The 24414-nt window shown below is 72.1% G+C and carries 17 protein-coding genes; 11 read left to right on the top strand and 6 right to left on the bottom strand.

The annotated features are described in order from the left end of the window. Positions 1-350: 350 nt before the first annotated feature. The 4 genes from CRV15_RS30015 to CRV15_RS37530 all read right to left on the bottom strand — a co-directional run bounded on the left by CRV15_RS30015 (position 351) and on the right by CRV15_RS37530 (position 10354). A complete protein-coding gene (locus tag CRV15_RS30015) occupies positions 351-1166 on the bottom strand; it encodes a serine protease (protein ID WP_003963073.1) in 816 nt (271 codons plus the stop codon). 147 nt (positions 1167-1313) lie between these two features. Continuing rightward, complete coding sequence (locus CRV15_RS30010) at positions 1314-1559, bottom strand: hypothetical protein (protein ID WP_003957393.1); 246 nt, start codon at positions 1557-1559, stop codon at positions 1314-1316. A 339-nt stretch (positions 1560-1898) separates the two neighbouring features. Further along, on the bottom strand, positions 1899-2432 hold the full coding sequence (locus CRV15_RS30000; protein ID WP_009999082.1) for an RICIN domain-containing protein: 534 nt from the start codon (positions 2430-2432) through the stop codon (positions 1899-1901). 506 nt (positions 2433-2938) lie between these two features. Beyond that, positions 2939-10354: a LamG-like jellyroll fold domain-containing protein gene (locus CRV15_RS37530; protein ID WP_009999081.1), complete on the bottom strand. Its 7416-nt coding sequence runs from the start codon at positions 10352-10354 to the stop codon at positions 2939-2941. Between the two features lie 729 nt (positions 10355-11083). On the opposite strand from CRV15_RS37530, the gene CRV15_RS37525 reads away from it, so the two are divergent. The 4 genes from CRV15_RS37525 to CRV15_RS29970 all read left to right on the top strand — a co-directional run bounded on the left by CRV15_RS37525 (position 11084) and on the right by CRV15_RS29970 (position 14002). Continuing rightward, the gene (locus CRV15_RS37525; protein WP_003957401.1) at positions 11084-11212 is read left to right on the top strand and encodes a hypothetical protein; all 129 of its coding nucleotides are present in this window, start codon (positions 11084-11086) and stop codon (positions 11210-11212) included. Between the two features lie 333 nt (positions 11213-11545). Beyond that, positions 11546-11788, top strand: coding sequence for a hypothetical protein (locus tag CRV15_RS36385; RefSeq protein WP_009999080.1), 243 nt, complete (start codon positions 11546-11548; stop codon positions 11786-11788). 745 nt (positions 11789-12533) lie between these two features. Further along, on the top strand, positions 12534-13106 hold the full coding sequence (locus tag CRV15_RS29975; RefSeq protein WP_003957404.1) for a cysteine hydrolase family protein: 573 nt from the start codon (positions 12534-12536) through the stop codon (positions 13104-13106). Next, the gene (locus tag CRV15_RS29970) at positions 13103-14002 is read left to right on the top strand and encodes an FAD-dependent oxidoreductase (protein WP_003963068.1); all 900 of its coding nucleotides are present in this window, start codon (positions 13103-13105) and stop codon (positions 14000-14002) included. Before CRV15_RS29975 ends, CRV15_RS29970 begins: the two co-directional genes overlap by 4 nt. 294 nt (positions 14003-14296) lie before the next feature. On the opposite strand, the gene CRV15_RS29965 is transcribed toward CRV15_RS29970, so the two are convergent. Together CRV15_RS29965 and CRV15_RS29960 are read right to left on the bottom strand one after the other, a co-directional pair. Further along, complete coding sequence (locus CRV15_RS29965; RefSeq protein WP_003957406.1) at positions 14297-14596, bottom strand: hypothetical protein; 300 nt, start codon at positions 14594-14596, stop codon at positions 14297-14299. Positions 14597-14782: 186 nt separating this feature from the next. Next, entirely contained in the window at positions 14783-15820 is a 1038-nt protein-coding gene (locus CRV15_RS29960) for a hypothetical protein (protein ID WP_003963067.1), read from the bottom strand. A gap of 863 nt (positions 15821-16683) precedes the next feature. On the opposite strand from CRV15_RS29960, the gene CRV15_RS29955 reads away from it, so the two are divergent. The 7 genes from CRV15_RS29955 to CRV15_RS29925 all read left to right on the top strand — a co-directional run bounded on the left by CRV15_RS29955 (position 16684) and on the right by CRV15_RS29925 (position 24395). Further along, positions 16684-17784 (top strand): hypothetical protein, encoded by a 1101-nt coding sequence (locus tag CRV15_RS29955; RefSeq protein WP_009999077.1) that lies wholly within the window; start codon positions 16684-16686, stop codon positions 17782-17784. Between the two features lie 209 nt (positions 17785-17993). Then, on the top strand, positions 17994-18686 hold the full coding sequence (locus tag CRV15_RS37520; RefSeq protein WP_009999075.1) for a hypothetical protein: 693 nt from the start codon (positions 17994-17996) through the stop codon (positions 18684-18686). A gap of 188 nt (positions 18687-18874) precedes the next feature. Continuing rightward, positions 18875-19600: an MDR/zinc-dependent alcohol dehydrogenase-like family protein gene (locus tag CRV15_RS29945; RefSeq protein ID WP_003963063.1), complete on the top strand. Its 726-nt coding sequence runs from the start codon at positions 18875-18877 to the stop codon at positions 19598-19600. Next, the gene (locus tag CRV15_RS29940; protein ID WP_009999074.1) at positions 19597-20412 is read left to right on the top strand and encodes an apurinic/apyrimidinic endonuclease family protein; all 816 of its coding nucleotides are present in this window, start codon (positions 19597-19599) and stop codon (positions 20410-20412) included. The genes CRV15_RS29945 and CRV15_RS29940 overlap by 4 nt, the downstream gene beginning before the upstream one ends. An 11-nt stretch (positions 20413-20423) precedes the next feature. Beyond that, positions 20424-21491: a phosphotransferase enzyme family protein gene (locus CRV15_RS29935; RefSeq protein ID WP_003963061.1), complete on the top strand. Its 1068-nt coding sequence runs from the start codon at positions 20424-20426 to the stop codon at positions 21489-21491. A 70-nt stretch (positions 21492-21561) separates the two neighbouring features. Further along, positions 21562-23268 (top strand): S-adenosyl-L-homocysteine hydrolase, encoded by a 1707-nt coding sequence (locus tag CRV15_RS29930; RefSeq protein ID WP_003963060.1) that lies wholly within the window; start codon positions 21562-21564, stop codon positions 23266-23268. Then, positions 23265-24395 carry a hypothetical protein gene (locus CRV15_RS29925; protein WP_003963059.1) on the top strand — a complete coding sequence of 377 codons (1131 nt, stop codon included), beginning with the start codon at positions 23265-23267 and terminating at the stop codon, positions 24393-24395. The genes CRV15_RS29930 and CRV15_RS29925 overlap by 4 nt, the downstream gene beginning before the upstream one ends. Positions 24396-24414: the final 19 nt, after the last annotated feature.

The raw sequence follows: 24414 nt of genomic DNA, 5'->3' as shown, positions 1-24414 counted from the left end.
TTTCCGCAGGACGCAGTGCTCATGAATCCGCGGAACCGACACCCTTGTAGGTTCCGCGTTTGAGTGCGCAATGGTCGCACGAGATGCGCAATTTCGCGATCTGGTGCGCAATGACTGCGAATAGTAACTACGCTCTTACGTACGCCTGTTCAGAGTCCAGTCCGCCGGCGTGGAGAGCTCGAACAGCCCATGGTGTCGATCCGGCACGACGACGTTTCGGTGCGGAAGATCCCCTTCAGGGATCTGCGGTTGGCGGATTTCACCGGGTCGGTGCCGTGGCGGAGGTTTCGCTCCGTCCATGGCCAGGCGCATCACTCGGGACGGTACTTCGGCGACGACGGCCGGTTCGGTCAGATGCCGGTCCTGGTGGTGATCCAGGTCCGGTAGGCGCCGGTGTTGGTGTAGACGGAGGGGGTCTGTCCGTTGCAGGTGGTGGCGCCCCAGCTGACGATGCCGATCACCCGGCCGTCGCGGGCGAGGGGGCCGCCGCTGTCGCCCTCGCACGCGGACAGGCCCGCTTCCCTGTCGAAGGTGCACAGGTGGTTGAGCGGGTGCAGGTTGTGGCCGGGCCAGCGCAGCCGGCAGGTGGCCACGGGCAGGACGGTGACCGTGGCGTGCTGGAGGGTTTCCGGTGTGGGGCCGTTGCCGTGGAGCCGTCCCCAGCCGGTGAGGGTCGCGCTGCCGCCGGAGAGTTCCGGCAGGTCGGGGAGGGCGATCGGCTGGACCAGCGGGGTGAAGGCGATGGGCGTGGCCAGTTTCAGCAGCCCGATGTCGTTCGGACTGCCGGCGGCGCGGGGGTTGTAGTTCTCGTGGGTGATCGTCTCCTGCGCCGGGTAGGTGGTGCCGCCGGGGACGAAGAGGTTGTTCGCCCCGACCCACGCCCGTATCCGGCCGGCAGGGGTCCCGGTCAGGCAGTGGGCCGCGGTCAGCACCCACCGGGCGTCGATGACCGACCCGCCGCAGACGTGGTACCAGCCGAAGTCTCTCTGGACCTGCAGCGAGACCTGATAGGGATAGGCGCCCGCGGGGGCGTCCGTGCCGCCCACCACCAGCACGCCCGGCGGCGGCACCGGGACCGCCACCGCGCTCCCGGCCGACCCGGCGGCCAGCACCATCCCCAGTACCACCGGAACAACCCGCCGCAACCAGCCACCCGTACCTGCCATGCCGGCTTCCCCTCTGCCGGTGGTCGCGCTCCGGCCAGGACGCGACCGCCCCGGAGCCCGGCCGTGTGTGCCGAACCGGCCAAGTCCCGAACAGGCCGTTCCCGGATCCGCTCGCGCCGGAGTTCTCACTGTGATGGTGCGTGTCCTCTACGGCCCGGTCCCGCTGTGAGCCGAGGCGGCCGGCCGGCTCGGGCCGGTACCGAGGTCGAGGACGAAGATGTGCCGCACGGTGACGCCGTAGGTCAGCGCCACGGCCGTGGCCGCACTCCGGGCCCGGGTGCGGTCCGGGACCGGGTCTGCGGCTGTGATCGTGGTGAGGGCGAGTACGGCGGTCATGACCGCCGCGACCCGGCGGACTTCGCGGTGTGAGGCGGGACAACGGGGTGGGTTCACGGAGACTCCTTGCCACCAATCCTGGGCGAATGTCCCGGGCAGGGAACCGACCCCAGGGGGCGCTGCGAGAGAAACGGGGGCTGGTCACTGGAACAGCGGGACGAGGAGCGGCCCCAGAGCCTCAATGATCTTGATGAGTTCGGCAATGTCCGTGATCGGCTCCCCGGTGTGAGAGGGCGCGGCGGTTGTTCGCGAGCCGCGCCCGGCTGGGAAATGAGTGTGGGCGGGGCGGATGGCCGGGAGGCAGCCCCGCGACGTGAAGATCACCCGATCGGGTGATGGTGACCCGCAGGGAGGCCGTCGCCTCGGGGGCGGGCTGCCCGGTTGTGGCGGGGGTGGTCAGGCGGGGGTGAAGTGGAGGGTGTCGTTCTGTCCGCCCGCTCCGCTGGAGTTGCAGGGGTGCTGGATCAGTGGGGCGTCGTCGGCGGCGGAGGCGTCACGGATGTGGAGGCAGTTCCAGTACTTCGGGCGGGTGGTGTGCGTCCGCAGCATGTGGCCCGTCCAGGGGTGGCGGTCGCCGTAGGCGGTGAAAACCTCGTTGGACCACGGTCCGCAGGGCCACTGGATGATCGGGGTGCCCTGGTGGTGAAGGCCGTCCTTGACGTTCCAGCACAGCCCGGCGGCGGTGCGGACGAAGAAGCTGTTCGGCGGGATGTCGCCCCCGGCGGTGATCAGGGTGACCCTCTGGGAGGGGCGGCCGTCGCAGGGCTGCTGCACGACCGCCTCCCCGCCGGCACTGCCGTCGCCCTGGGGGCCGAGGCACTTGCCAGCGTGCGCGGTGCGGACGGTGTAGGTGCCGGCCTCCAGCGGCGGGCTGCCCGCGGACGCCGACGGCACCGTGGCCGCCGACAGCAGCAGAGCGGCCGTCGCCACCCAAAGGGCCCGTGCGGACCTGGAACGGCACATCGGATTCCCCATGAGGGTGCTCCTTGGGTCGGTGGGCACACGGACATGGGCCCGCTGTCGACATGGCCGGACAGACGGCCACGGGAACTGGGCCGCGAAGGGCACGGTCGCTCCTGCCGGTCGTCCGGATCTGGCCAGAGTGACGGGGCAGCGCCCCAGCTGGGACAGGTTGGAGCAAAACCGGGACGGCCGCCTTCCTGATGCGCTAAAGGGAGAAGCCGCGCGGCGGCAGGGCCATGCCGTTGGCCGACGCCCGCTGCCGTCTTGGGGCCAGGGTCCGTGATCTGAGGTGTCACCGGGACGGCCGGGGTGGAAGCGGCGCTCCCCGTCCGTGATGGCCAGGGACCGGGGGCGGTACGTCTTGCCTGTGAGGGGGGAGGGGCCGTGCGGGCGCGAACGGCTGGCGAACCGGAGGTTCGGCGGTTCCCGTTTCGGGCCCGCCGCGTGGGCGGACCCGAAACGCCGGTTGTTGCCTAGTCGGCGATGCCGTAGTAGTCGGCGAGGAACTGGGTGATCTCAGGTGCGTGGGGCAGGAGTTCGGGGAGGTGGGTGGCGAGGGCGGTGCGGGTGGCGTCGGCGAGGGCGGCCTGGTCGGTGGTGGCGGTGGAGACGTAGGGGTCGAGGCGGCGGATGAGTTCGTAGTTGCTGGTGACGTCGACGTCGTGGAGGGCTTTCTCCAGCGGGGGTGCGTCGGCGGTGGGGATGGCGGGGAGGATGCGGGAGAGGTAGGTGACGCGGTGCAGGATCCGCCAGCAGGGGGGTTTGCGGGTGCTGTGCTGGGCCTGCCTCAGGGCGGTGGCGGCGGGGTCGTTGCTGCCTGCGAGCCAGGTGGGGTCGGCGACTTTGTTGTAGAAGTCGTCGAAGTGGGTGGTGTCCTGGCCTAGGTAGAAGGTCATGAAGCGGTAGGCGTCGACCTTGCCGGGGACCAGGACGGGCTTGCTGCCGCTGTAGTCGGGTTTGCCGTCGGTGTATTTCTGCAGGTCGCGGGTGGGGTTGCACTCGACTTCGAGGCTGTGGGTGCGGGTGGATTCCTTGGTGCGGCTGCGGGTGACGGTCAGGCCGCCGCCGAGGCTGGCTTCGAACTGGAGGCCGATGCCGACGCCGCCGACTTCGAAGCCGGCTTCGAGGGTGCCGGTGACTTTTCCGGTGAGGGTGTAGGAGCCGCCGGTGGTCTGGGTGACGACGTCGGTGGTCGAGGTGGTTTCGGCGAAGAAGCCGCCGTCGGCGGTCCAGACGTAGGTGTTGGCGATGTTGCGGTTGGCGTAGGAGTCGGCGGTGGCGGTGGGCTGCTTGGCGTCCGGGGAGGGGACGGGGCCGACGAAGGACTCCAGGAGCTTTTCGGCGCGTCCTTCGGTGGGGTCGCTGCGGCCGGTGTCGGTGGAGACGTTCTGGTAGTAGTTCTCCAGCTGCTGGCGCTCGCGCAGGATGCGGCGCTTGAGCGCGTACGCCTCGCGGGGCTTGAAGTAGCTGTGGTCGCCGCGGCCGGTGGCGTTCGCGTAGGCGGGGTCGAGGACCTTGCCCCGGTCGTCGAAGCCGACGGCCCCGTCAAGGGTGCCCTGTTTGGTGTACTGGGGGTTGATGGGGAAGCTGATGATGTTCCAGTCCTTGGGGATGTCCGGGTTGGGCATCATCCGGTACGCGACCAGCGCCCCGGTGTGCGCCAGGCGCAGGGCGTAGACATCGGCGGTCTCGGACTGGACCAGGGCGTAGCCGTGGTTGTTGGGGACCCAGCGGCGGCCGATGGCGTCGTTGAGCTGCTGGGTGTCGTCCTCCCAGGCACCGGTGAGGGTGGCGGTGGTGTCGCGCTGGGTGGAGGTGCCCTGGGAGACGGAGGTCTCGCTGGTCCAGGCGTTGGAGAATTCCAGGCTGCCGCCGAGGCTGCCGAGGAGGCCGACCTCGAACAGGGGGCTGGCGACACCGAAGCCGAGGGGGGCGAGGATGAGGAGGGTGTCCTGGTCGACCTCGTTGGCGGCGGTGACGCTGAAGCTGGTGTCGACGCTGCGTTCGCTGCTGGAGGAGAGGGCGGAGGTGACCTCGTCGGCTTCCTGGAAGGTGACCTTCGCGCAGCCGGCCGGGTCGGTGCCGCCGGTGAGGTTCTCGGACGGGACGGGGGGTGCGCCTTCGATGTAACCGATGAGCTGGGGGTCGAACTGGACCTGGCTCACCCATTCGCTGACCAGATCGCCGACCTTGTAGCCGGTGGTCAGGTGCCAGGTCCCGTTGGTGATGTGGGCATAGGCGCGTTTGAGTACCCCGGTCGCCTCGCCGGTGGGGGTGTACTGGAGGTCGGCGTACTCGCTCGCCGCCGGTCCGGCGGTGGCGCTCTGGTGGAAGCGCGTGCGGACCCCGGCCAGCGCGGAGCGGACGGCCGCGGTGTCGGTGGAGACGGGGGCGGTGGAGAGCACGATAGCGGGACGGTTGGTCTCGTCGCCGAGGTCGAGGTGGTTGCCGCGCAGGGAGTGGTCCCGTACGGCTTCCGAGGTCGGGGTGGTGGAGGCGGAGTCGAAGGGCCAGTAGCCGATCAGATCCTGCTTGTCGCCCTTGAGACGGGTGAAGAGGCTGTCGAGGAGCTGCTCGGGGGTCCGGGCGGTGCGCCACAGCCGGACTTCTTCCAGGGCGCCGTGGAAGAACTCGCCGAAGTCGGTGGCGCTCGTCTTCAGGGCGCCGAGGGTGAGCTGTTCCTGGCTCCATTCGGTCAGCGGGCTGGTCGTGGGGGTGTCGGTGGGGATGGCCTCGCCGTTGCGGTGGAGGGTGAAACTGCTGGCCTTGGGGTCGGGGTCGGCGGTCCAGCGGGCGCCGCGGAGCTTGAGGCCGTAACCGCCGGCGAGGTCGGCGGTGGTGTTGCCCTCGTTCTCCTCGAAGGTCCAGCGGGCGATCAGACCGTCGTCCCGGGGCTGGAGCGCGGTGCCGAGCTGGTTGTTCTCCCGGGCCTTGCCCCAGATCCGTACCTCCCCGACCGTGCCCTTGAAGGGGTACGCGGTGGTGCCCTCGCGGACGCGGCCGATCTCCAGCGGGCCGTCGTTGCCCCGGGGGCCGGGGCCGGTGTAGCGGCCTGGGTCCACGGTGAGGCCGAGCGGGAGGGCCGATCCGGTGGGTGAGGTGACGGCGAGTTCCGTGCCGTCGACGACGAAGCGGATGTCCTGCCACTCCTCGACGTCGACCCGCTCCACCACGTCGAACTCCTGCTCGGTAGTGGTGCCGGAGGAGTTGGTGACGGGGAACTTCCGCTTGCCCTTGACCTCCTGGGTGGTCTGTCCGGCCTTGCGGACGAGAGCGATCCGGCGGAATCCGGCGGTGACGGCGGTTGTGGAGGTGTACCGCTTGACGGTGGGCCCGGGCTCCTCGAACGCGAACTCCAGCTTCCCGCTCGCCAGGACGGAGAGCTGGTAGGGGACGCTGCCGCCGGTGCCGTCGCCGAGGCGCCCCTTGGAGATGAGGCCCTGGCGGGTGCCGATCGCGTCGATCTTCGCGAACACCTCGATGGTGAGGTCCCCGGTGATGTCCAGGGCATCCGCGTCCGGGGTCTCCGCCCACGAGGCGCCGTCGAACGTCAGCGCCCACGACTGCTCGTGCACGGCGGCCAGGTGGGCCCAGTCCCCGCACTCGTAGCTGTCGCGGCTGATCCGGGTCTTGTCCCCGACGGCCGCCACGACCTTGTACTTGGCCAGCGGCGAGTCCGCGGTCGCCGGGTCCCCCCATACTCCGCCGTGACGGGTGTGCGGACCGCGGTCGGCGAACAGGAGCTGCCCGGACGCGAAGGCGGTGCCCAGCCGGTCCTTCTCGTACACCCACGATCCGGCCAGCCCGGGTTCGGCAGAGCCGATGCGCCGGTAGCGGTCGGCACCGATGTCGCCGCCCGAACGCACGGTGCTCCACGTCCGCAGCTCCGCAAGGCGTCCGGAGCAGAACTGCATGGTGCCGAAGTCCGAACGCCCCACGATCAGATAGGAGCCGGCGGCCGGCACGGCGGTGGCGGTTCGCCGGGCGACCTCCACCCCGTCGCGGTAGACGGTCTGGATCTTGCTGGTGCGGTCGAAGGTGACCGCCCAGTGGTGCCAGTCGGTGTCCGTGTACGCGCTCGTGGTGGTCAGAGTCTGGGCACCAGTGCCTGCGACGAGGATGAAGCGGAACTTCCCGTCCGCGGTGAATCCCACCGAGAGTCCGCTGGTCGCGCAGGAGACGACGGTCTCCTGCTGGGTTCGGGGGGTGCCGCGTTTGAACCAGAACTCGATGGTGAGGTCCCCGCCGCTCGGATCAGCGTTGTCGATCTTCATGGCGTCGTCCGTGCCGTCCAGCAGCATGCCGCCACTCAGGGCGTCCGAGGCGGCCAGCGCCAGCGCCGCCTTCGTGTCCCCGCTCCTGACCTGCACGATCCGTGACCGAGAGGAGGGGACGAGGAGTGGTTTGACCCACGCCTCCGCAGTGAGGTCGCCGGCCGGGACGCTCACCTCACCGAGCCGGCCGGCGGGCAGGGACAGCCGCTGGGCGGTGCCGTCGAACTGGAACGCCCGACCCGGGGCGTCCCCGCGCCACTGACTGCCGTGCCCGGTGACCCGCACCGTCGCGGTCCCGTTCGGCACCGGCTCCTCCGCCTTGTCGGCGCTGACCGTGATCCACCGCGAACCCCTGACCAGCGACGCGCCCGGCCGGGACACGCTGGCGCCCGCGGAGTCGTAGCGCACCAGCGTCACCTTCGTACCGGGCGTCAGACCCGCCGACGGCGCCGGGGTCACCCGCAAGGCGGTCGCCCCCGCCACGGCGGCGCGCGTCACCAGATGCGACGCCGTCCCGATCCACAGATAGCTGTAGGCGGGGATCGCCACCGCCGAGGCCGCCGTCAGCTGAACCTGGTCGTCGGTGACGCTGGCGACCGTCCCGACCTGCACGGGCTGGTCCGGGACACCGTTGACGACCGCCGCCAGGTCGCGGGCCCGCCGCGGGAGCCCGGTGAACGTCTCCGTCTCCCCGCCACGGGTGATCGTCAGATCGCACAGCCTCGCGGCCCGGTCACCGCCCGCGCCCGCCACGGAGGAGTCCGAGACGGTGATCCGCGTGCCGGAGCCCAGGTCCACCCCGGGGTCGCGGGCCGTGAACAGCGCCGTCACACCCCCGGCCGCCAGCTGCTGGACCCCCCGCACCGCCGTGGTGTCCAGATACGCCGCGAACAACTGCCCGTTCGCCCCCCGGAAGTACAACGCCACACGGTCGGCCGCGCTGTCCACCACGAACGGCGTCTCCGAGGTCCACGCGAACTTCAGCACCGCCCCCGCACAGCTCAGCCCGCTCGCGTTCAGGGACACATGCGGCACCGGCAGCACCAGATCGGCCGCACCCAGCAGCACCCCGCTCAGCCGCGCCAGCTCCGCCCGCTCAGCCACCAACTGCGCCCGCTTGGCCGCCAGATCCCGCGTCCGCTGCTCGACCAGGACAGTGACGGCGGCCACCCGGGCCTGCTTGACCTGAATGAAGGGGTCGGGAGCCATCCCGACCTTCACCAGCCGCCGCGCGAAGGCGTTCGACTCCCCGGCCAATACCGTGATCGTCGCCATCCAGTAGTCGTTGACCGCACTCTGCAGCTTCATGCTGGTCCGCATGTCGCCCTTCACGTACCAGACGGCGGACGTCGGCAGGGGGTCCGTCAGCGTGTACGCCCGCAGGGCGGGAAACAACTCGCCGCGGGAAGGCTCGGCGACCGCGTCCAGGACCTTGCTGCCGTCGTCGAGGTTGACCAGCGCCACCGCCGGATTCCCGTACCGGCCCGCCACCCCCGCAACCCGCATGACGTGCCACCGGTCGGGTGTGTCCAGCCGAACGAGCCGCGACGGGTAGGGAGACCGGTACGTGGTGGTGTAGAAGAAGTTTCTGAGGTAGTCGTCAGCCAGCCAGGCGGCCCACTTGGTCGGATCGTTGGCCGCGGACGGGTCGCTCTGCGCCTGCGCGATCTCGGCCTCAAGGCCCGCCTTCTCGACCCCGAGCGCGGTGATCTCGTCCTTGACCGCCTTCTCTTCCAGAACGAGCTGCTCGACCTTGCGCTCCTGCGCGGTCACCTGGTCGGCGGTCTCCTCCACAGGGCGGCCCACCTCGGACAGGACCACCACATCCGGGAGGTCCGCGAGCCGCCCGTCCACCCCCACCCCGAAGTCGACCGTCGCGACATGCGCCGGTGAGGCGCTGTCTCCGCTGGGCCGGGTGGCGCAGGCCAGCAGCACCCGGGCCTGCCGCTTCGCCGGCTTGGCCGCCTCCCCGTACCCGGAGACCGCGTCCTCCTGCTGGTAATAGAGCGACGCCGACAAACCCGAGACCACCTCCCGCCCCTCCAGCGTGAAGCTGTCCCGCCGCACCCCCGGGTGGTCACCCACCGGTGCCAGGGACGTCACCCACCGCGCCCCACCGGCGACAGTACCGTGCGCCGCCGTATCGGTCTGGTCGTACACCCGCGTCCCGCTGCCCTCGTCCAGCCGGTAGTAGGCGGCCAGACCCGGCTCGTTCCCGATCAGCCGGTGCGCCCGCTCGTCGCCGATCTCCACCTGTGCCCTGGCCCGGTCCCAGACACGCACCTCGTCGACCACCCCGGCGAAGAACGCCCCATCCCGGTCGGCACCGATCCGCAGCTCCCCGGCCCCGGCCACGAGCGGCAGCTCGCCACTGGCGCTGTAGGCGCCGTTCACATACACCGTGGCCACCGACCCGTCATAAGAGACCGCCACATGCGCGAACTCCCCGGCCCCCAGCGACTGCGTGGCGGTCAGCGACTGCGTACCGTGGTCCACCACCACCGCGCCGGCGCCGGTCACCCGCAGCCGGAACACGCCCGACCCCGACCCGCGGGCCACCACCGGCCCGCCCGCCGCGCCGGGGCTGATCCACGCCTCCACCGCATACGCCCCGCCACCGAACCCCGGCCCCGCCGCGACCGCGACATACGCATCGGTGCCGTTGAACTTGAGCGCCGTCTCCGCGTACAGCGTCTCCGACGCGACGGGCACCAGCGCCAGCCCGGTGAACGGACACGTCCCCGGCTCCCGCTCGAACACCGAGGACCGGTACTTCTCGTCCGGACTCGTCCAGTAACGGGTCCCCTGCGTGTTGAACAGACCGTCCCCAGCCTGCTCCACATTGAACGAGTCGATCCTGCCCGTCACCGAGTTGTGGGCGAAGAACTGCCACCGCCGCTGCCCCTGCACCGCAGTCGGCGTCAGCACCGCCGCGAACCGCCCCCGCGTGAGGTTCCGGACGAACACCAGCTCCTGCGTCGGCTCGAAGAACGGCCGGCCGTCCATGTCCGCCGCACCCAGGCTGTCCTTCGCCGACTCCGGCTCGCTCTTGTGCCGGCTCCGCTTGAACCGCACCTCGTTCACCGGCTTCAACCGCCCGGCGACCAACAGGAACCGGTCACACAGCAGCGAGTCGGACACCACCGGCACCCTCTCACCGGCCGCATCCCTCTGAACGTCAGCACGCGTCCCGTCACCCGAGCAGCCCCCGCCGGTCAGCGCGAACACCGCGTCCGCATGGCCGGAACCGACCGACTGCCGCAGCACCACCACATGCGTGCCGTCCGAGACCACCTGGAACGGCACATCACCCGCCGTCAGCCGCGCCGTCGACGACAGGAACCGGTCCCTCTCCTCCTCCGCCAGCTCCTCACCCCCGTCCGCCTCCGCGCGGCTACCCTTCTTCACCACCGGCATCGCCGTCGCGCCCACCACCGCGAACCCGACCTGGACGATCTCCGACGGGAACGGCAGCTCGGCCGGATTCTCCGACCAGTACGCCGCGTCCAGCTCACCCCGCTTCTCGTCGTACGACGACAGATCCAGCACCGTGTAGACGATCCGCCGCGCATCATCCAGCGCGAACGCCAGCACCGTCCCCTGATGCCGCACCATCGTCGTAAAGGTGTAGGACCGGTCACTGTACGACTTCAATAAACCCTGATCAGAGGCAGTCATCAGCCATCCCGTTCACCGTAGGGCCGCCCCGCTCCCGGTGATTCGGAACAGGCCGGCGCACGTATGCATGACGACGCAACCGCCCCAGGCGAGGAACGGCATGCGGGAACTGTGGACAAGCGGAAGAGATTTGAGCACACCACCCGCACGCCCGTATATCGAACAAAGCATCAATGGCGGATAAACGGCGAACCAGGCCGCCTTCACGCCCGTCGTCCTCGACGACCTCGTCAATCACCCTGTCCCCGGCCACCTCGGGGACTATCCGTCGTCGGTGGCGTGCTGGTCGCGCAGAGCCCGCAGCCCGCCGGGCAGATCAGATCGGGGAGCTGGAAAGAGTAACCGCCCAGCGAACCCCTACGGCCGGTTCGAGCCGGAGAGGAACCCCCATCTCGACCTCACCGCCGCGGCCTCGGTGCCCGGTCCGCGTGGTGCGCAGGGCGAACCGGTCACCGCCCCGGTCTGAGGGCTGCCGCGGGTCGCTCACGGCCAGGGCCTCCCAAGCGGCCGACCGCTCCGCAACCGTGGCTGTTACGCGGCGCAGGGGTCAGATGCCGGTGCGGGTGATGATCCATGTCCGGTAGGCGGCGGTGCCGGTGTCACGGAGGGCCAGGCGGGGTTGCAGGTGGTGGAGCCCCGGCTGACGACGGCGGACGGGCGGCCGTCGTGGACGAGCGGGCCGCCGCTGTCGCACTCACACCGGCCTGGTGTCGTCGGCGCCGGACCTCGGTGATCACCTACGGCGCGTCGGTGCGGGAGATCTTCACCCTCAACGTCTCCGTCGGGCCGCGCTGACCGACCCGGGCCCCGCGCCGACGGCGCGTGGCGCTGGATGGCGAGCGCCGGCTCCGCGCTCTGGGGCACGGACGAGGCATTTCGGGACAGGGCTGTCTGGTTATCCGCGCGGAAGGTGCGCGGTGCGCTCGGGACGCACTGAGGCGATGTAGCGCATTGCGGTGGTGGCGCTGATCCCGAAGAGGCGGATCAGACGCAGGGGCGCCGTTGTCTCGAAGGTCTCATGGAGGATACGGTCTGAGCGAGCCGTCTGCCCGGCACGGGCCAGCGGCGGTGCCGCTCACGAGTCCACTCGGAAGCGAACCGGTAGCTCACGTCATCAAGGTAGACGGTGTGCCGCAGGCTGGGACGACGCACCAGAATCCGCTCTCTCGGCAGGTCGAGATCGGCCAGGAGCAGACGGCGGACATCGGTGCCGTTCAGCGCGTGGACGCAAACCAGAACAATGACGAAGCGGTCGAACGCGGTGCGCGCGTGACCGAGAAGACCGGCGAGCCGGCCGGAGGGGACGGACGGCGGCACCGTGGTGATCCCCGGGAAGACGAGCCCGCGGGTGGGGCCACAGAGGACAAGTAGGCAGGCGACGGCCCACAGGACACCGTCACTGACTGTGATGGGCAGCCTGCCCAGCAGGGCTCCTATTGCGCAGGGAGGACCGACACCCGCCGTGCTCGTTTCACGCGGAATCCGGTATTTCCGCCGGAGTCAGTGCGCACGAGAAGGTGAAACCTACAGCTCATCCAGGATCCGCGACTTCGTTAGCAATGAGGGCGGTTCGTCAGCAGTGGATGAGCAATTCCGCGGTTCGGTGAGCAACTGCATCCGAGCCGGCCACCCACACGGGTCAACCCCCAGGGCGGCACACCGCGCTGACACCCCCCGGCGGCTCCGTCGTCCTCCTCGACTTCGAACGCACCACACCCGGCCCGCTCCAGTGGGACCTGACCTCCACCGCCGTCTCGGCCGACACCCTCGGCACCCTCACCCCAAACGCCTACCACCGCTTCACCACCGCCTACGGAACCGACGTCCGCACCTGGAACCACTACCCCCTCCTCCAGGCCATCCGGGAAATGCGCCTGGTCACCTTCGCCTTCCAGACCGCCGCCCAGAACCCGGACGCCCTCCCCGAAGCACACCACCGCCTCGCCTGCCTCCGCGGAGAACGGGGACCCCGCCCCTGGGGCTGGACACCCGTAGGCTGACCCCTCCAGCCGGGCCCCCGCACCGCCCCCGGCGCCCCCTGCGGTAGCTCCACGCACCGCCCCGGCCTTCCGTGGACACCCCACAACCCCGGCCGTGACGAAGCGGAGGACAGCGGATGGACCTTGACCGAGCCGTACTGGTGATCGTGGACGCCCAGCGGGGCTTCATCAACCCCCACACCCGGCCGGTGGTGCTCGCGCTGGTGGAGCTTGCCCGGCGCTGGACCGGCGCGGGCCGGCCGCTGGTCCTGACCCGGTTCCGCAACCCGCCCGCCTCCCCGTACGAGAGGATCACCGGCTGGACCCGCATGCGCACCCCGGCCGAGCAGCAGCTCATCGACGAACTCGCCCCCTGGACCAGGAGCGCGCACATTGTCGACAAGACCGGCTCCAGCGCCATCACCCCGGAGTTCGCTTGTCTCGCCCGGCTGCACGGGTGGCGCGATCTGATACTCGCCGGGATGGATACCGATGCCTGCGTCTACGACACCGCCACCACCGCCTACCACCACGGCGGATTCGTTCCCTGGATCGTCACCGACGCCTGCGCCTCCGGCGGCGGCCCCGACCACCACGAAGCCGCGCTCCTCCTCGCCCGCCGCAACCTCGGCCCCCGCCAGCTCCTCACCACCGGCCGACTCGGCGAACTTCTCACCCACCCCGGTCCCGGCCCTGGAGCGTGTGCGTGACCACCCGTCCCGACACGGACCTGATCGTGGTCGGAGCGGGCCCGGCCGGCGTCGCCGCCGCGGTCATGGCCGCCGGGCTCCACCTGAGCACCCTCCTCGTCGAAGCCACCGCCATCGGCTCCAAGCTCACCGCGATCGGCGCCCTGAACAACGTCCCCGGAGCCTGGACCAATGGCCCCGACCTCGCCGCCGCACTCGAACGGGACATCACCCGCCACCAGCAGAACGGACGCCTCACCCTCCTCACCGCCCGGGCCCACCGCGTCACCGGCCACGACGACCACGCCGAACTCACCCTCTACGACGGCCGCACCCTCACCGCCCGCGACATCATCGTCGCCACCGGCGTCACCGCCCTCACCACCACCGACGTCCCCTGGATCACCACCCCCCAGCCCCTAGCGCTCCCCCCGCTGTGGCGCACGACCCCCGACGACCTCACCGACCCCACCACCATCGTCCTCGGCGCCGACCGCCCCCTGGGCACCTGGCTGCGCGCGCACCCCGACGCCCCGGTCCATCTAGAGGTGCTCCATCCCCCTGCCGACACCTACAAGACCGCCGAGGTCCACCACGACCCGCGTGTCCGTCTCGTTCCCGTCACCCGGGCCCTGGTCGAACCGCTCGTCCAGGGACAGGTCCGGGTCACCGCCGACGGCCCGTCCCCGGGCGGGTACCGGCGGACGGCGGGGGCGGTGGTGACCAACCTCGGCAGCAGCCCCGCCGCCCTGGCCGGTCTGAACCGCGGCCCGGACGGCTACTGCCCGCCCGACCGGCAGCACCCCCGCGTCCACGTCGCCGGCGACCTCAAAGGCGCCCGGATGCAGCGCGTGGGCATCGCGATGGGAGATGGAGGACGCGCCGCCCTGACCGCCTACTACCGGGACCACTCCTGAGGGGCTGTCCACACCTGTCGGGCCGTCGCTTCCCGGGCACCGGTTATCCACAGCGACGGGGGCGACGCAAGATTCGGCCCCGCGAACCCGACGTCGCCGACACCCTCCACCGTGCAGGGGGCCGCCGACGAACTCGATCACCGTCTGGACGCCCTTCAGACCGGCCACCGGACCGCCCTCTGGGGAGTCCACTGACCTCACAGGCGAGGGACTCCAGCCTTCACCGTAACCGCGTTGGGGTGTACGGGCGGTGGGCGGCTGGCGGGTACCCCGGCGGGCCGCGGAGGTACGTCGTCAGGAGATCGCGGCACCCAGAACGATCGCCAGAAGCACGCTGGCGACGAACGTCGACTTTCTGAACGGGCGCCGGGATCTCCTCGAACGCACATACGTCATCCCCCAGGCGCCCAGGACAATGCAGAACACTGCCAGGGCCGCTCTCCCGGAACGCCCGTCACCGAGGGACATGGAGAGAAAGACCGTGCCCCCGCCTTGGAGCCCGATTCCGGCTGACGTCAGTACGACGTGGAGGAACGCGCGCCGTTCTCGCGCTTCCTCCTCGGGAGTGACGATTTTGACGGGTACGTATCCCACATGTCCTCCTCGGGCCGGGCCGGGACGTGCCCGGCTCGCAGAGCCTGGAGCCTAGCGACTGGACGACCACGGTGAATGCTCAATTGCCGGTCCGGTGTGTGCCCCCCGGGGGGGCGTGCTGGGTCATGGTGCGTGCCCGGTGGGAGGGCGGACGGGGTGTGGTCGCGTCCGGATACCGGAACGGGTTCACAGGAGGGCGCCGTGGCGGGCGGCGAAGGCCCGGATGCCGGGCAGCGTCTGTGGGGTGGAGGTGTAGAGGAGGTCGGTGGTGAGGGTGCGCAGGGAGGGGCGCCGGAGTTCTTCGGGGGCGACGTGCTCGATGGCGCGGAGGTCGGCGTAGACGCGTTCGGGGCGGCCGGCTTTGTGCCACATGCGGGCGCTGTCGGTGTGGAAGCGGGCCTTGCGTTCGGCGGTGGGGAGCCGGCCGGGGATGACGCGGCGGGCGTGGGTGATCGCCTCGTCGGGCGTGCCGAGCTGGGTGTGGATGCCGATGCGGTAGAGGTCGACCTGGGCGGGGCTTGCGGTGATGGTGAACAGGCCGTGGTGGGGCTGGTCGTGGGGGATGCGGTGGGCGGTCTCGTCGGCTTCGGCGACGAGGTCGAGGGCGGTGGTGCGGTGCCCGCCGCAGGCGGCGGTGTATCCGGCGGTGAGCAGCAGGCAGGTCTTGGCGGCGAGTGCGGCCGGGGGCGGGTCGCTGTGGTGGTCGAAGGTGAGTGCGGTGCGGGTGAGGAATCCGATGGCTTCCTCGCCCCTGCCGGCGCGGCGCATGGCGATGGCGACCATCCGTGCGGCCTCCGAGATGACCTGGGGGTCGCCGCTGGCGCGGGCGGCCGCGAGGGCGCGGTCTGCGGTCACCCAGGCGATCTCGGAGGCGTCCTTGACGGCGAGTTCGGCGGCGAGGACGTAGGAGCGGGCGACGAGGGCGTGGGCCTGGTCGCGGGCGTGCCCGGGGCGGGTTCGGTCGCGGGTGGCCTCGGCCGTGGCGATCAGGTGCGGCAGCGCCCGGCCGAGGGCCTGGTAGCGGGTGGCGCTGAACGCGGCACGAGCCCCGGCGAGGCCGCGGGCCAGGTCGGCGTGCGCGGCCGGATGAGCCGCCAAGGGTTCGACGAGGGCGCGTTCGAGGGCCGCGGTGGGCGTGCCTGTGGGGGCGGCGTGGGCGGGTGTGGTGGTGAGGAGCGCGGCGCTGATGCCGAGGGCTCCGTTGACGAGGTCGCGTCGTTTCAACAGGGTCCTCCGCGTCGGCCGGGCCTGGTGCCGGGCCCACCCTAGTGCCGCTGGTGGGCCTGGTGGGGGCGAAGCGCACGGTTCCACCCGGCCGGATGTCTGTTGCCGGTGCGGCCGGTGTGGTGAGGCCGTTCGGGATGTGGAGCCCTGCGTTGATGCGGTCGAGGACATCGGCGCTGGTCACCGTCCGGACGCCGCGTTCGATCGCGCTGACGTCGGACTGGGCGAGGCCGGTCACGGCGCCGAGGCGGGTCTGGCTCGCGCCGGTGTGCCGGCGGACGAGGCGGAAGACGGTGGCGATGTCGCGGTCGGCGAGCGCGCGGCGCATGGCGGGGCGGTCCCACAGCTCGTGCGGGACGGTGAAGTCGGGGTGCACGAGTCCTCTCCCGGAACCAGGGGTGTCGGACAGGGACGCGATCGAGCGTAGGCGGGGCCGGACGGGTTGTCAGGGGCGCAGAGGGAGCGTGCAGGGCGCGGTCCTATAGGGCCTTCCTCTGGGTTCGCGCCGTACCGGGAGCGCACTGTGGCGGTGTTCGGCCAACCCTCCCGGGGCCAAGCCCCGGAACGGGTCCGCTTGCTCTGGAAGGAGAAACCTGTGGTGCCCCAACCGCCTTCGCCTCCGCCCCCGCCTCCCGGTCCGGTGCCCACCCCGCCCCCGCCGGGCGGCTGACGAGCAACCCGGGCCGTCCCGCCGCCGTACCACTGGCGGCGGGACCGGTATGCCGCTGGTTCCGGCCACCTCCGGCGATGGAGTCGGGCGGGGCGTCGGACGGCCCGGCAGGACAGACCGGGCCACCGCCCCCTGCCCCACCCGGGAGGAGTGTCCCGGGCGACGAGACCACGACACCAGGGAAGAGGAGGGGATGACCGTGTCCGGACCGGGCGCTGTACCGGCCCTGGAGACCGGGGCGCTGGCCCTGGAAGGGCACCGGCTGTTCGTGCGCTCCGGCGTGCCCGGTGCGGCCGGGGCGGTGGAGGCGATGCTGACGCCGCCGTGCACCAGCGAGAACCCCGCAGCGGGAGAACCGGACTGGACACTGCACATCCACCCGGACCCGGCCGCGGCCCGGTACGACGACGCCGGGGACCTCGTCGTGCACCTGCCGTACGGGCGCTGTCTCGCGGTCCGGGACACTGCGGGCGGGGTGCTGCGGCTGGCGGCCCGCTACCGGCCGGACGCCCCTTGGGCGCGGATCGAGGTCGACGGCCGTGCGCGGTCCACCCGGCTGCTGGTTGCCCCGGGGGACCGGGTGGGGGTGCGGTGGGCGGACTGGCTCGGCCGGGTGTTCTTCGCCTCCCGGCTCCTCGCCCGGGGATGGCGGATGCTGCATGCTTCCGCCGTTGAACTCGGCGGTCGCGCACTGCTGTTCCTGGCCGGGAGCGGCGGGGGGAAGTCGACGCTGGCGCACCGGGCGGTGCGCGAGCTCGGGGCCCGGTTCCTCGCCGACGACCTCGTCCTCGTCCGCCCCGGGCGGCCGGTGATCGGCTGGCCGACCCGGATCGCCCTCCCGGCCGCCCTGGACGGCGTCGACCCGGCCGCCGGGCGGCGCGAGCAGCGTCCGATGGACGGATGGTTCAGGGACCGGGTGCTGTTCACCCCAGCCGGGCACCGCCGTGCCCTCGGCGTCCGCACCGCGGGGCCTACTCCGCCCGGCGCGCTGATCGTCGTCGAGGACCCCGGCGGTGATGGGCCGGTGACCGCCGCCCCGGCCGGACCGGAGACGGTGACCGGCACGCTCCGCCGGGCCGCTGCGGTGGACCGCCAACGGGTGTATGTGAGCGACGTGCTCGGGCTGATGGGCGGCCCGCGTCTCACGGACCACACCACCACGCCGCCGGGGGCCTGCTTGACCCGGGGTGGGCTGCCGGTGGTCCGGCTGGCGGTGCCTGCCCGCGCGCTGCCGACGGCTGCCATCTGGGACGCCCTGGCCCCGTTCGTTCCGTCGGTCGGCGGCCACCGATGAACTGCGACCACCCGTCCGTCGAGACGCCTTCGGGCCGGGCCGGGGTGTGGGAGCTGGTGAGCGCCGGGCGCCCGCTGACGGTGCGCACCCGACCGATGTCCGCCAGCACGTGGGAGGCGGACCTTCCGCACCTTCCCGGCGTCACCGCCTCACCACAACCCTGCCCGGACCGTGCCGGTGCCGTGGCGCGGCTGCCCAAAGGCGCTGGAGTGGGGGATAGGCGGCGGCTGGTCAACGCCCATCTGCACCTTCTCCATCTGGCCGGCGGCACTCTGGCCCTGCACGCTGTGGCCGTCGAGCGGGCCGGGGCGGCGGTGCTGCTGCTCGGCGGGCACGGGGCGGGCAAGACCATGACGGCGCTCGCCCTCGCCGGGCACGGCTGGCGGGTCCTCGCCGGGGACGTGACCCTCCTCGACACCCCACGCCCCGGCAGCACCGGATACGAGGTGGTGGGCGGGACGAGCGCGTTCAGCGTCCGCCCCGGCGCCCTGCGCCGCTGGTTTCCCCACCTTCCCTTGCCCGCCAGCCCCGGGGACCGGGTCGACCTGGCCGGCCACCCCGGCCTCCGGGGCCGGGCCCCCGGCGGGCCGGTGCCGCTCACCGCCGCCGTGGCGGTAGACGTCGACGGCGACCCCCGGGCCCGCGCCGCCCCGGAGCTCCTGGACGCCCACACCGCGGTGTCCGTGTGGTGGCGGGCCAGCTCCCACCTCCTCGACCGGGTCCTCGACCACGGCGACCTCGTCCTGCGAACCCTCGAAACGGAACCGCTCGCCAACCGCCGTCTCCTCCTGGTCCGCGCGCTCGCCGACCGGGCCCCGCTCCACACCGCCCGCGGCACGCCCCGCCAACTGGCCGACCAGATCGAACACCTCACCCACGCCCCTGTCGGAGGCCCGTCGTGATAACACCCGAACCGCCCGCCCGGCCCCGATACCACGGTGCCCGGGTCCACCTCGCCCACGGCCACGCCCTCCTCCGCCCACCACCGGCGAAACGGCTCCCGGACGGATGGGTACAGGGCCTGTTCAGCGTACTGAGTCCGGGGACGGAGCGCCGTCACCTCGCAGGGCCCGGCCGGGACGCCGGCTACATGGCGATCGGCCGCACCCTGGGAGCCGGTGACGGACCGGGCAGGTGGGTGCTGGCCCCGGCCCCGCACGGCGCCGCCTTCGACCCGGCCGCCCCCGGCACGCTCACCGCCCCCGGCACCGTGCCGGTCACCGCGCTCGCCGTCGCGCGGTTCCAGCACATCGCCCGCCTCGCCCTCGACCGCCTCCCAGCTGCCGCGGACTTCGACCGGCCGGTGGTGGTCGGGTCAGGGGCCGTCGCGCTCGGCTGCGTCCTGGAGCTCCACCGCCGCGGCGCCGACCGCGTCACCGTGGTCACCGGCCGCCGCCATCCGCCGATCGGCCGCGCCCCCTACGTCACCCTCACCGCACCGGACGCGGCGCGCCCTGCGGGGCTGGTGGTCGATGCGACCGGGGAGCCCGGGCAGGCACTGGAGCTGACCGCGCCCGGCGGGGTCCTCGGCCTGCTCGGCACCCCCGGCCCTGAGACGGTCCTGCCCGTACGGGAGGCGCACCGCAACGGCATCGTGGTCGTCGGGATGCACGAGCTCGCCCCGGCCCCGCCGGGCGTGTACGGGGAGGCGTTCACGGAGTGCGTAGAGTGGATCACGCAGGTGGTGGACCCGGGTCTGCTGGCCGCCTGGTGCCGGATCGTACCCGGCGACAAGGCCCCCGGGGTCTACGCCCTGCTGAACTCCCCGTCCCGGCCCGCTGATCCGGTCATCGTCTTCGACTGGACGACCCGATGACGATGGTGCCGCCGGTCGGGCTCTACAGCATCGGCATTCGCGGCCTGGACGTACCGGGCCTCCTGAACGTCGCCCACCGGGCGGGGATCGGGTTCGTGCACCTGCGCGGCGGCCCGCGCGGATACGACCTCACCCGCCGGCCCGGCCCGGAGCTGGACGCTTGGGCGCGGGCCGCGGCAGAGACGGTGCCGATCACGGGGGTGACCGCGGACCTCGACCTCGCCGACCTCCTCCACCCCGACCCCGCCGTACGCAACTCGTCCCGCGCAGAGCTGGAGCGCCTGGCGGACGCCGCCGTCCGGCTCGGCGCCGACTGGGTGCGGCTCCTCGCCGCCCACCCACCGGACACACCCGGCGCCTGGGCGGACCAAATGCTGCCCGCGGTCGCCGTGCCGCTGCTCGCCGAACTCCACCACCCCGCCTGGCTCACCCCCACCCCGCACACAGAGCTCCGGCCGCTGCTCGAAGGCGGGCTCGGTCTGCTGGCAGACACCGCTCAGCTCGCCCCCGCCCTCCCGGACGCCCAGGAGGATGCCGTGCTCGCACGGGTGTTTGGCGCGGTGCGGGTGCTGCACCTGTCCGACCCCGGCACCGGATTGACCAGCCCCGGCTCGCGGTCCGTGGCCGCCCGCGTCCTCGCGCGGATCCGGGCCGGGCAGATGGTGGAGACCGCTTTCGAGTGGACCGGCCACCCCCGCACCCCGGCCGCGTGCCTGGCCCGATACCGCAAGGCCGTCACCTGGTGGACGAACCTCGTCACCACCACCCCGCCCGCGGGCCTAGGGTGTTCGTCCCCCATCCACACGCCTTGAGGAGCCAGCCCGTGCCCACCCCGACCGCTCACACTGCCGCTCCGGACCCGGCCACAGAACTCGGCGCGCTGCTGGAGACCGCCTACGACCTGGACGGTGTCCGCCTCACCCGTCTTCCTGCCGGGCAGAACACCATCAACTACCGTGCCGACGATGCCGGTGGGGTGCTGTTCGTGAAGCACTACTTGCCCGGGACAGACCTCGCAGCGGAGCGCGAGGCGATCGGCCAGAGCCGTCTCGCCGGTGAGCACGGCGTCCCCGTCGCCGTTCCGCGCCCCACCCGGACCGGCGGCACCATCGCCACCACCGACCAGCTCGCCGTATCGGTCTGGGAGTGGATGCCCGGCCGCACCGTCGAAGACGGGCTGACCCCGGGGCAGCAGGAGGCCGCCGGCCGCACGCTCGGCCTCCTCCACACGGCCTTCGCCGATCATCCCGCCGCAGCAGGGGGCGAATCGCGGCGGCTGGCCAAGTGGCGCACCACCGACCCGGCGGCCAAGGCCACGGCGACCGTCGATCAGCTCCTCGACTCCATCGCCGACCGCCCCACCCCGGACAGCTTCGACACCGAGGCGGTCCGCACGTTGACCGAGCGCCGCGCCGCACTCGGACACCTGCCCGGGCTGATCGCGGGACTGCCCGACGGGATGACGACTCAGGTTCTCCACGGCGACTACTCGGCCGTCAACCTCCATTTCGACGGTGACACCCTGACGGGTGTTCTCGACTTCCTCCCGCCCGCACCCGAACTCATCGCGTACGAGCTGGGACGGATCGCCTTCGACCCACGCACCGTTGTCCACGACCCCGACTGGATCGGCGCAGGCGTCCGCCTTGTCGACGCCTACCGGCGTGCCAACCCCCACCACACGGCTGCCGACACCACCGGCTGCGCCCGCATCGCGCTGATCCAGCTCACGACGAGCCTGTACGGGGTGAAGGACCACTACCTCAAGCCCGGTCTGCTCCAGGACGACCTCGACGCGTTCTGGCTTCTGCGGCACGAGGCCGCGACCCGCCTCCTGGACCAGCTGCCTGACGTCGAACAGGCCCTCGCCGAAGCGGCCGGGCCCCAGTAGCCGCGGGGCGCCCGCCCCGCAGGCGCCGAGCACTTCCTCCTCATCTTTCCTCTTCGTCCGGAGCGTTCCGATGAGTGTGACCAGTACGGCGACCACGAACGAGCAGCCCGACGACCGGTGGACCACGGTCCGTGTTCCCCTGCCCTGCGAGGAGATCCGGGATGCGGTGACGGTGTTCGCCCACGCCCACGGGTTCACCGCCGACCTGGCGGGTCCTCGCACCCTGTGGCTGCGGACGGAGGCGGGCGAGCCGATGGCGGACGTCCGGTGGAAACCAGCCGCGCCCGCCGAACCGTTCACCATCAGGCAGTCCCCGCAGAGCGGCGCCGGGACGGAGGTCCTGATCGAGCCCCGCCCGGAAGGCCGGTTACCGGCCGAGGCGCTGCACCGGCACCTCACCGACCACCACGCCCTGCCATATACCCCCGCCGAACTCAACGGCATCCGGACCGGGATGCCGCTCCTCAACCACTACAGCACCCCCGCCCCGCCGCTCACCGGCTGGGCGATGATCTTCCGCGACCACTACCTGAAGCACAGCGTCGGCTTCGTGACCGCGATGGAACGCGCCGGGATTCCCGCGCGGTGGATACTCACCCTGGACAAGGGCGACCGCACGCTTGGCCGTGACCGCGTCCACGCCACCTTCACCGCCCGCGGCTACACCTCCACCCTCCTCGACAACGCCCACGTCAACAACCCGGCCGCCCACACCCCCGAGCTCGCGGCCGTTGGGGAGACGGTCGACGCGTTCATCGACGCCGCCCACCGGGCGGGGCGCCGGGTCCTGGTGGTCGACGACGGCGGACTGCTGGCCCGCGGCTACGGCACCCACGCCGCGCGCCACCGGGCGGACGCCGCGCTGGAGCTCACCGTCAGCGGCCTCAAACGCATCGCCGCCGCCCCGCCGCTCGCCATCCCCGTCCTCAACCTCGCCCGCTCCCAGGCCAAAACCAGGCTCGGGTACCGGGAGATCGCCGACTCCTGCCTGCGCCGCCTGCGCACGATCCTCCCGGACCGCAAACTCATCGGCCGCCCGATCGTCCTCCTCGGCTACGGCGTCCTCGGCTCCCGCCTCGCCGCCCAACTGCGCGCCCTGGGCTGCCGACTCACGGTCGTCGACACCGACCTGCCCACCCTCATCGGCGCCGCTGAAGACGGATACACCACCTGCCGCACCCTCACCGACGCCCTCCTGGCCACCACCCCCACGGTGATCATCGGCACCACCGGCGAACAGGCCCTCACCGCGGACGACATCCCCCTCCTCCCCGACCAAGTACTTCTGGCACCCTTCGCCACCGCCGACTTCTCCCACCTCACCGAACACCCCAGGTACAGCCGGACGACCGTCCCCGGCCTCGGGGTCCGCTTCACACTCCCCGGCCCCCGCACGATCACCCTCCTCGGCGACGGCCGCTCCCTCAACCTCTACGAAGCCGACTCCATCCCCACCGGCGGCTACGACGCCTACCGCGCCGCCACCCTCATCGCCGCCCACGCCCTCACCACCACGAAGACACCCCCGCCGCCGGGCGTGCACACCGCCTGGGCCGACACCGCCATCCAGGCCGCCGGCCTGTGGGACGCCTACTACACCCTCCACTGCACCAACCACCCCGCCACCGCCGCCGCGCCGACGGGTGGTCCCGTACCGGGCGCCGTGCCCGGCCGGCGCCCCGGGCGGGCAGCGGTCGTCGGCTACGGCACTACCGGACGCCTCCACACCCGCACCCCCCACCAGTCGCCCGACCACCCAGACGGAGACCGCCCGTGACCACCCTCACCCTCACCACCGGCGGACACCCCATCACCCTCAACTCCGACACCACCCACATCACCGACTGGGCCCGCACCTACTTCACCCCGCACTGGCCCGAAACCCCCACACCCACCACGCCCGCCGGGCCCCGCGTCACCGCCCTCCACGACGGACCGCCCCTCGACCACGACCACCCCCACACCCACCGCGCCGTCTACGCCCGCGACCACCTCGCCTACACCCCCCACCCCGACGGCACCGTCACCGCCCGCAACCTCACCCACCCCGCCCTCACCTACCGCTACACCCCCACCCACCAGCACCTGGAGATCACCCACACCGGACCCGACCACCCCGAACACCGGCACCCCTGCGCCCTCGCGACCACCGCCACCCGCCTCACCCGCCACCTCCTCCACACCCGGCTCACCACCGACGGATGGACCCTCCTCCACGCCTCCGCCGCCACCCCGCCCCACAGACACGGCATCCTCACCCTCGGCAGCCCCGGCGCCGGCAAAACCACCACCGCCCTCACCCTCGCCACCACCGGAGCCACCCTCCTCGCCACCGACTGCTGCTACACCCGCCCCAACCCGGACGGCACCCTCGACCTCCTGCCCTGGCCCTCCGCCACCACCATCGGCCTCGGCCTCCTCGACGCCCTCGGCTGGACCCCCACCATCCGCCACCACCTCAACAACGGAACACCACCCCACCCCACCCAACACCCCACCGTCACCCACGCCCTCACCACCGGCACCAGTCTGGACCCGCTGCACGGCCCCGACGGCCGCGAACGCAAAGCCCAGCTCTGGCCCCACCACCTCCAGCACTGGTTCGGCCTCACCCTCGCGACCCAGGCCACCGCTGACCGGGTCCTCCAGACCCGAATCGATTCCGCCACCGGCACCCCTGGACCCGGCCCGTGCGAACCGCCCGCGCCCGATGTCTTCACCACCGGCCCCGACCGGTACCCCGACTTCCTCGGCCTGATCCGTCATCCGGTGACCGCCCACCAGCACCGGACGCTGCACCGCCTTCGCCTGCTGCCCCGCCATGGTCTCGCCCTCGGCCACCACCACGGCACCAACGCCCAGCTCATCCACCAGGCGAGCACACCGTGCGCCCTGCCCGAGTGAGACCCGGAACCCACCCGGG

This window comes from Streptomyces clavuligerus, from assembly GCF_005519465.1.
Classification (GTDB): Bacteria; Actinomycetota; Actinomycetes; order Streptomycetales; family Streptomycetaceae; genus Streptomyces; species Streptomyces clavuligerus.
Note: the sequence above shows the minus strand (reverse complement) of the source record. Positions and strands in the feature narration are given on the sequence as shown.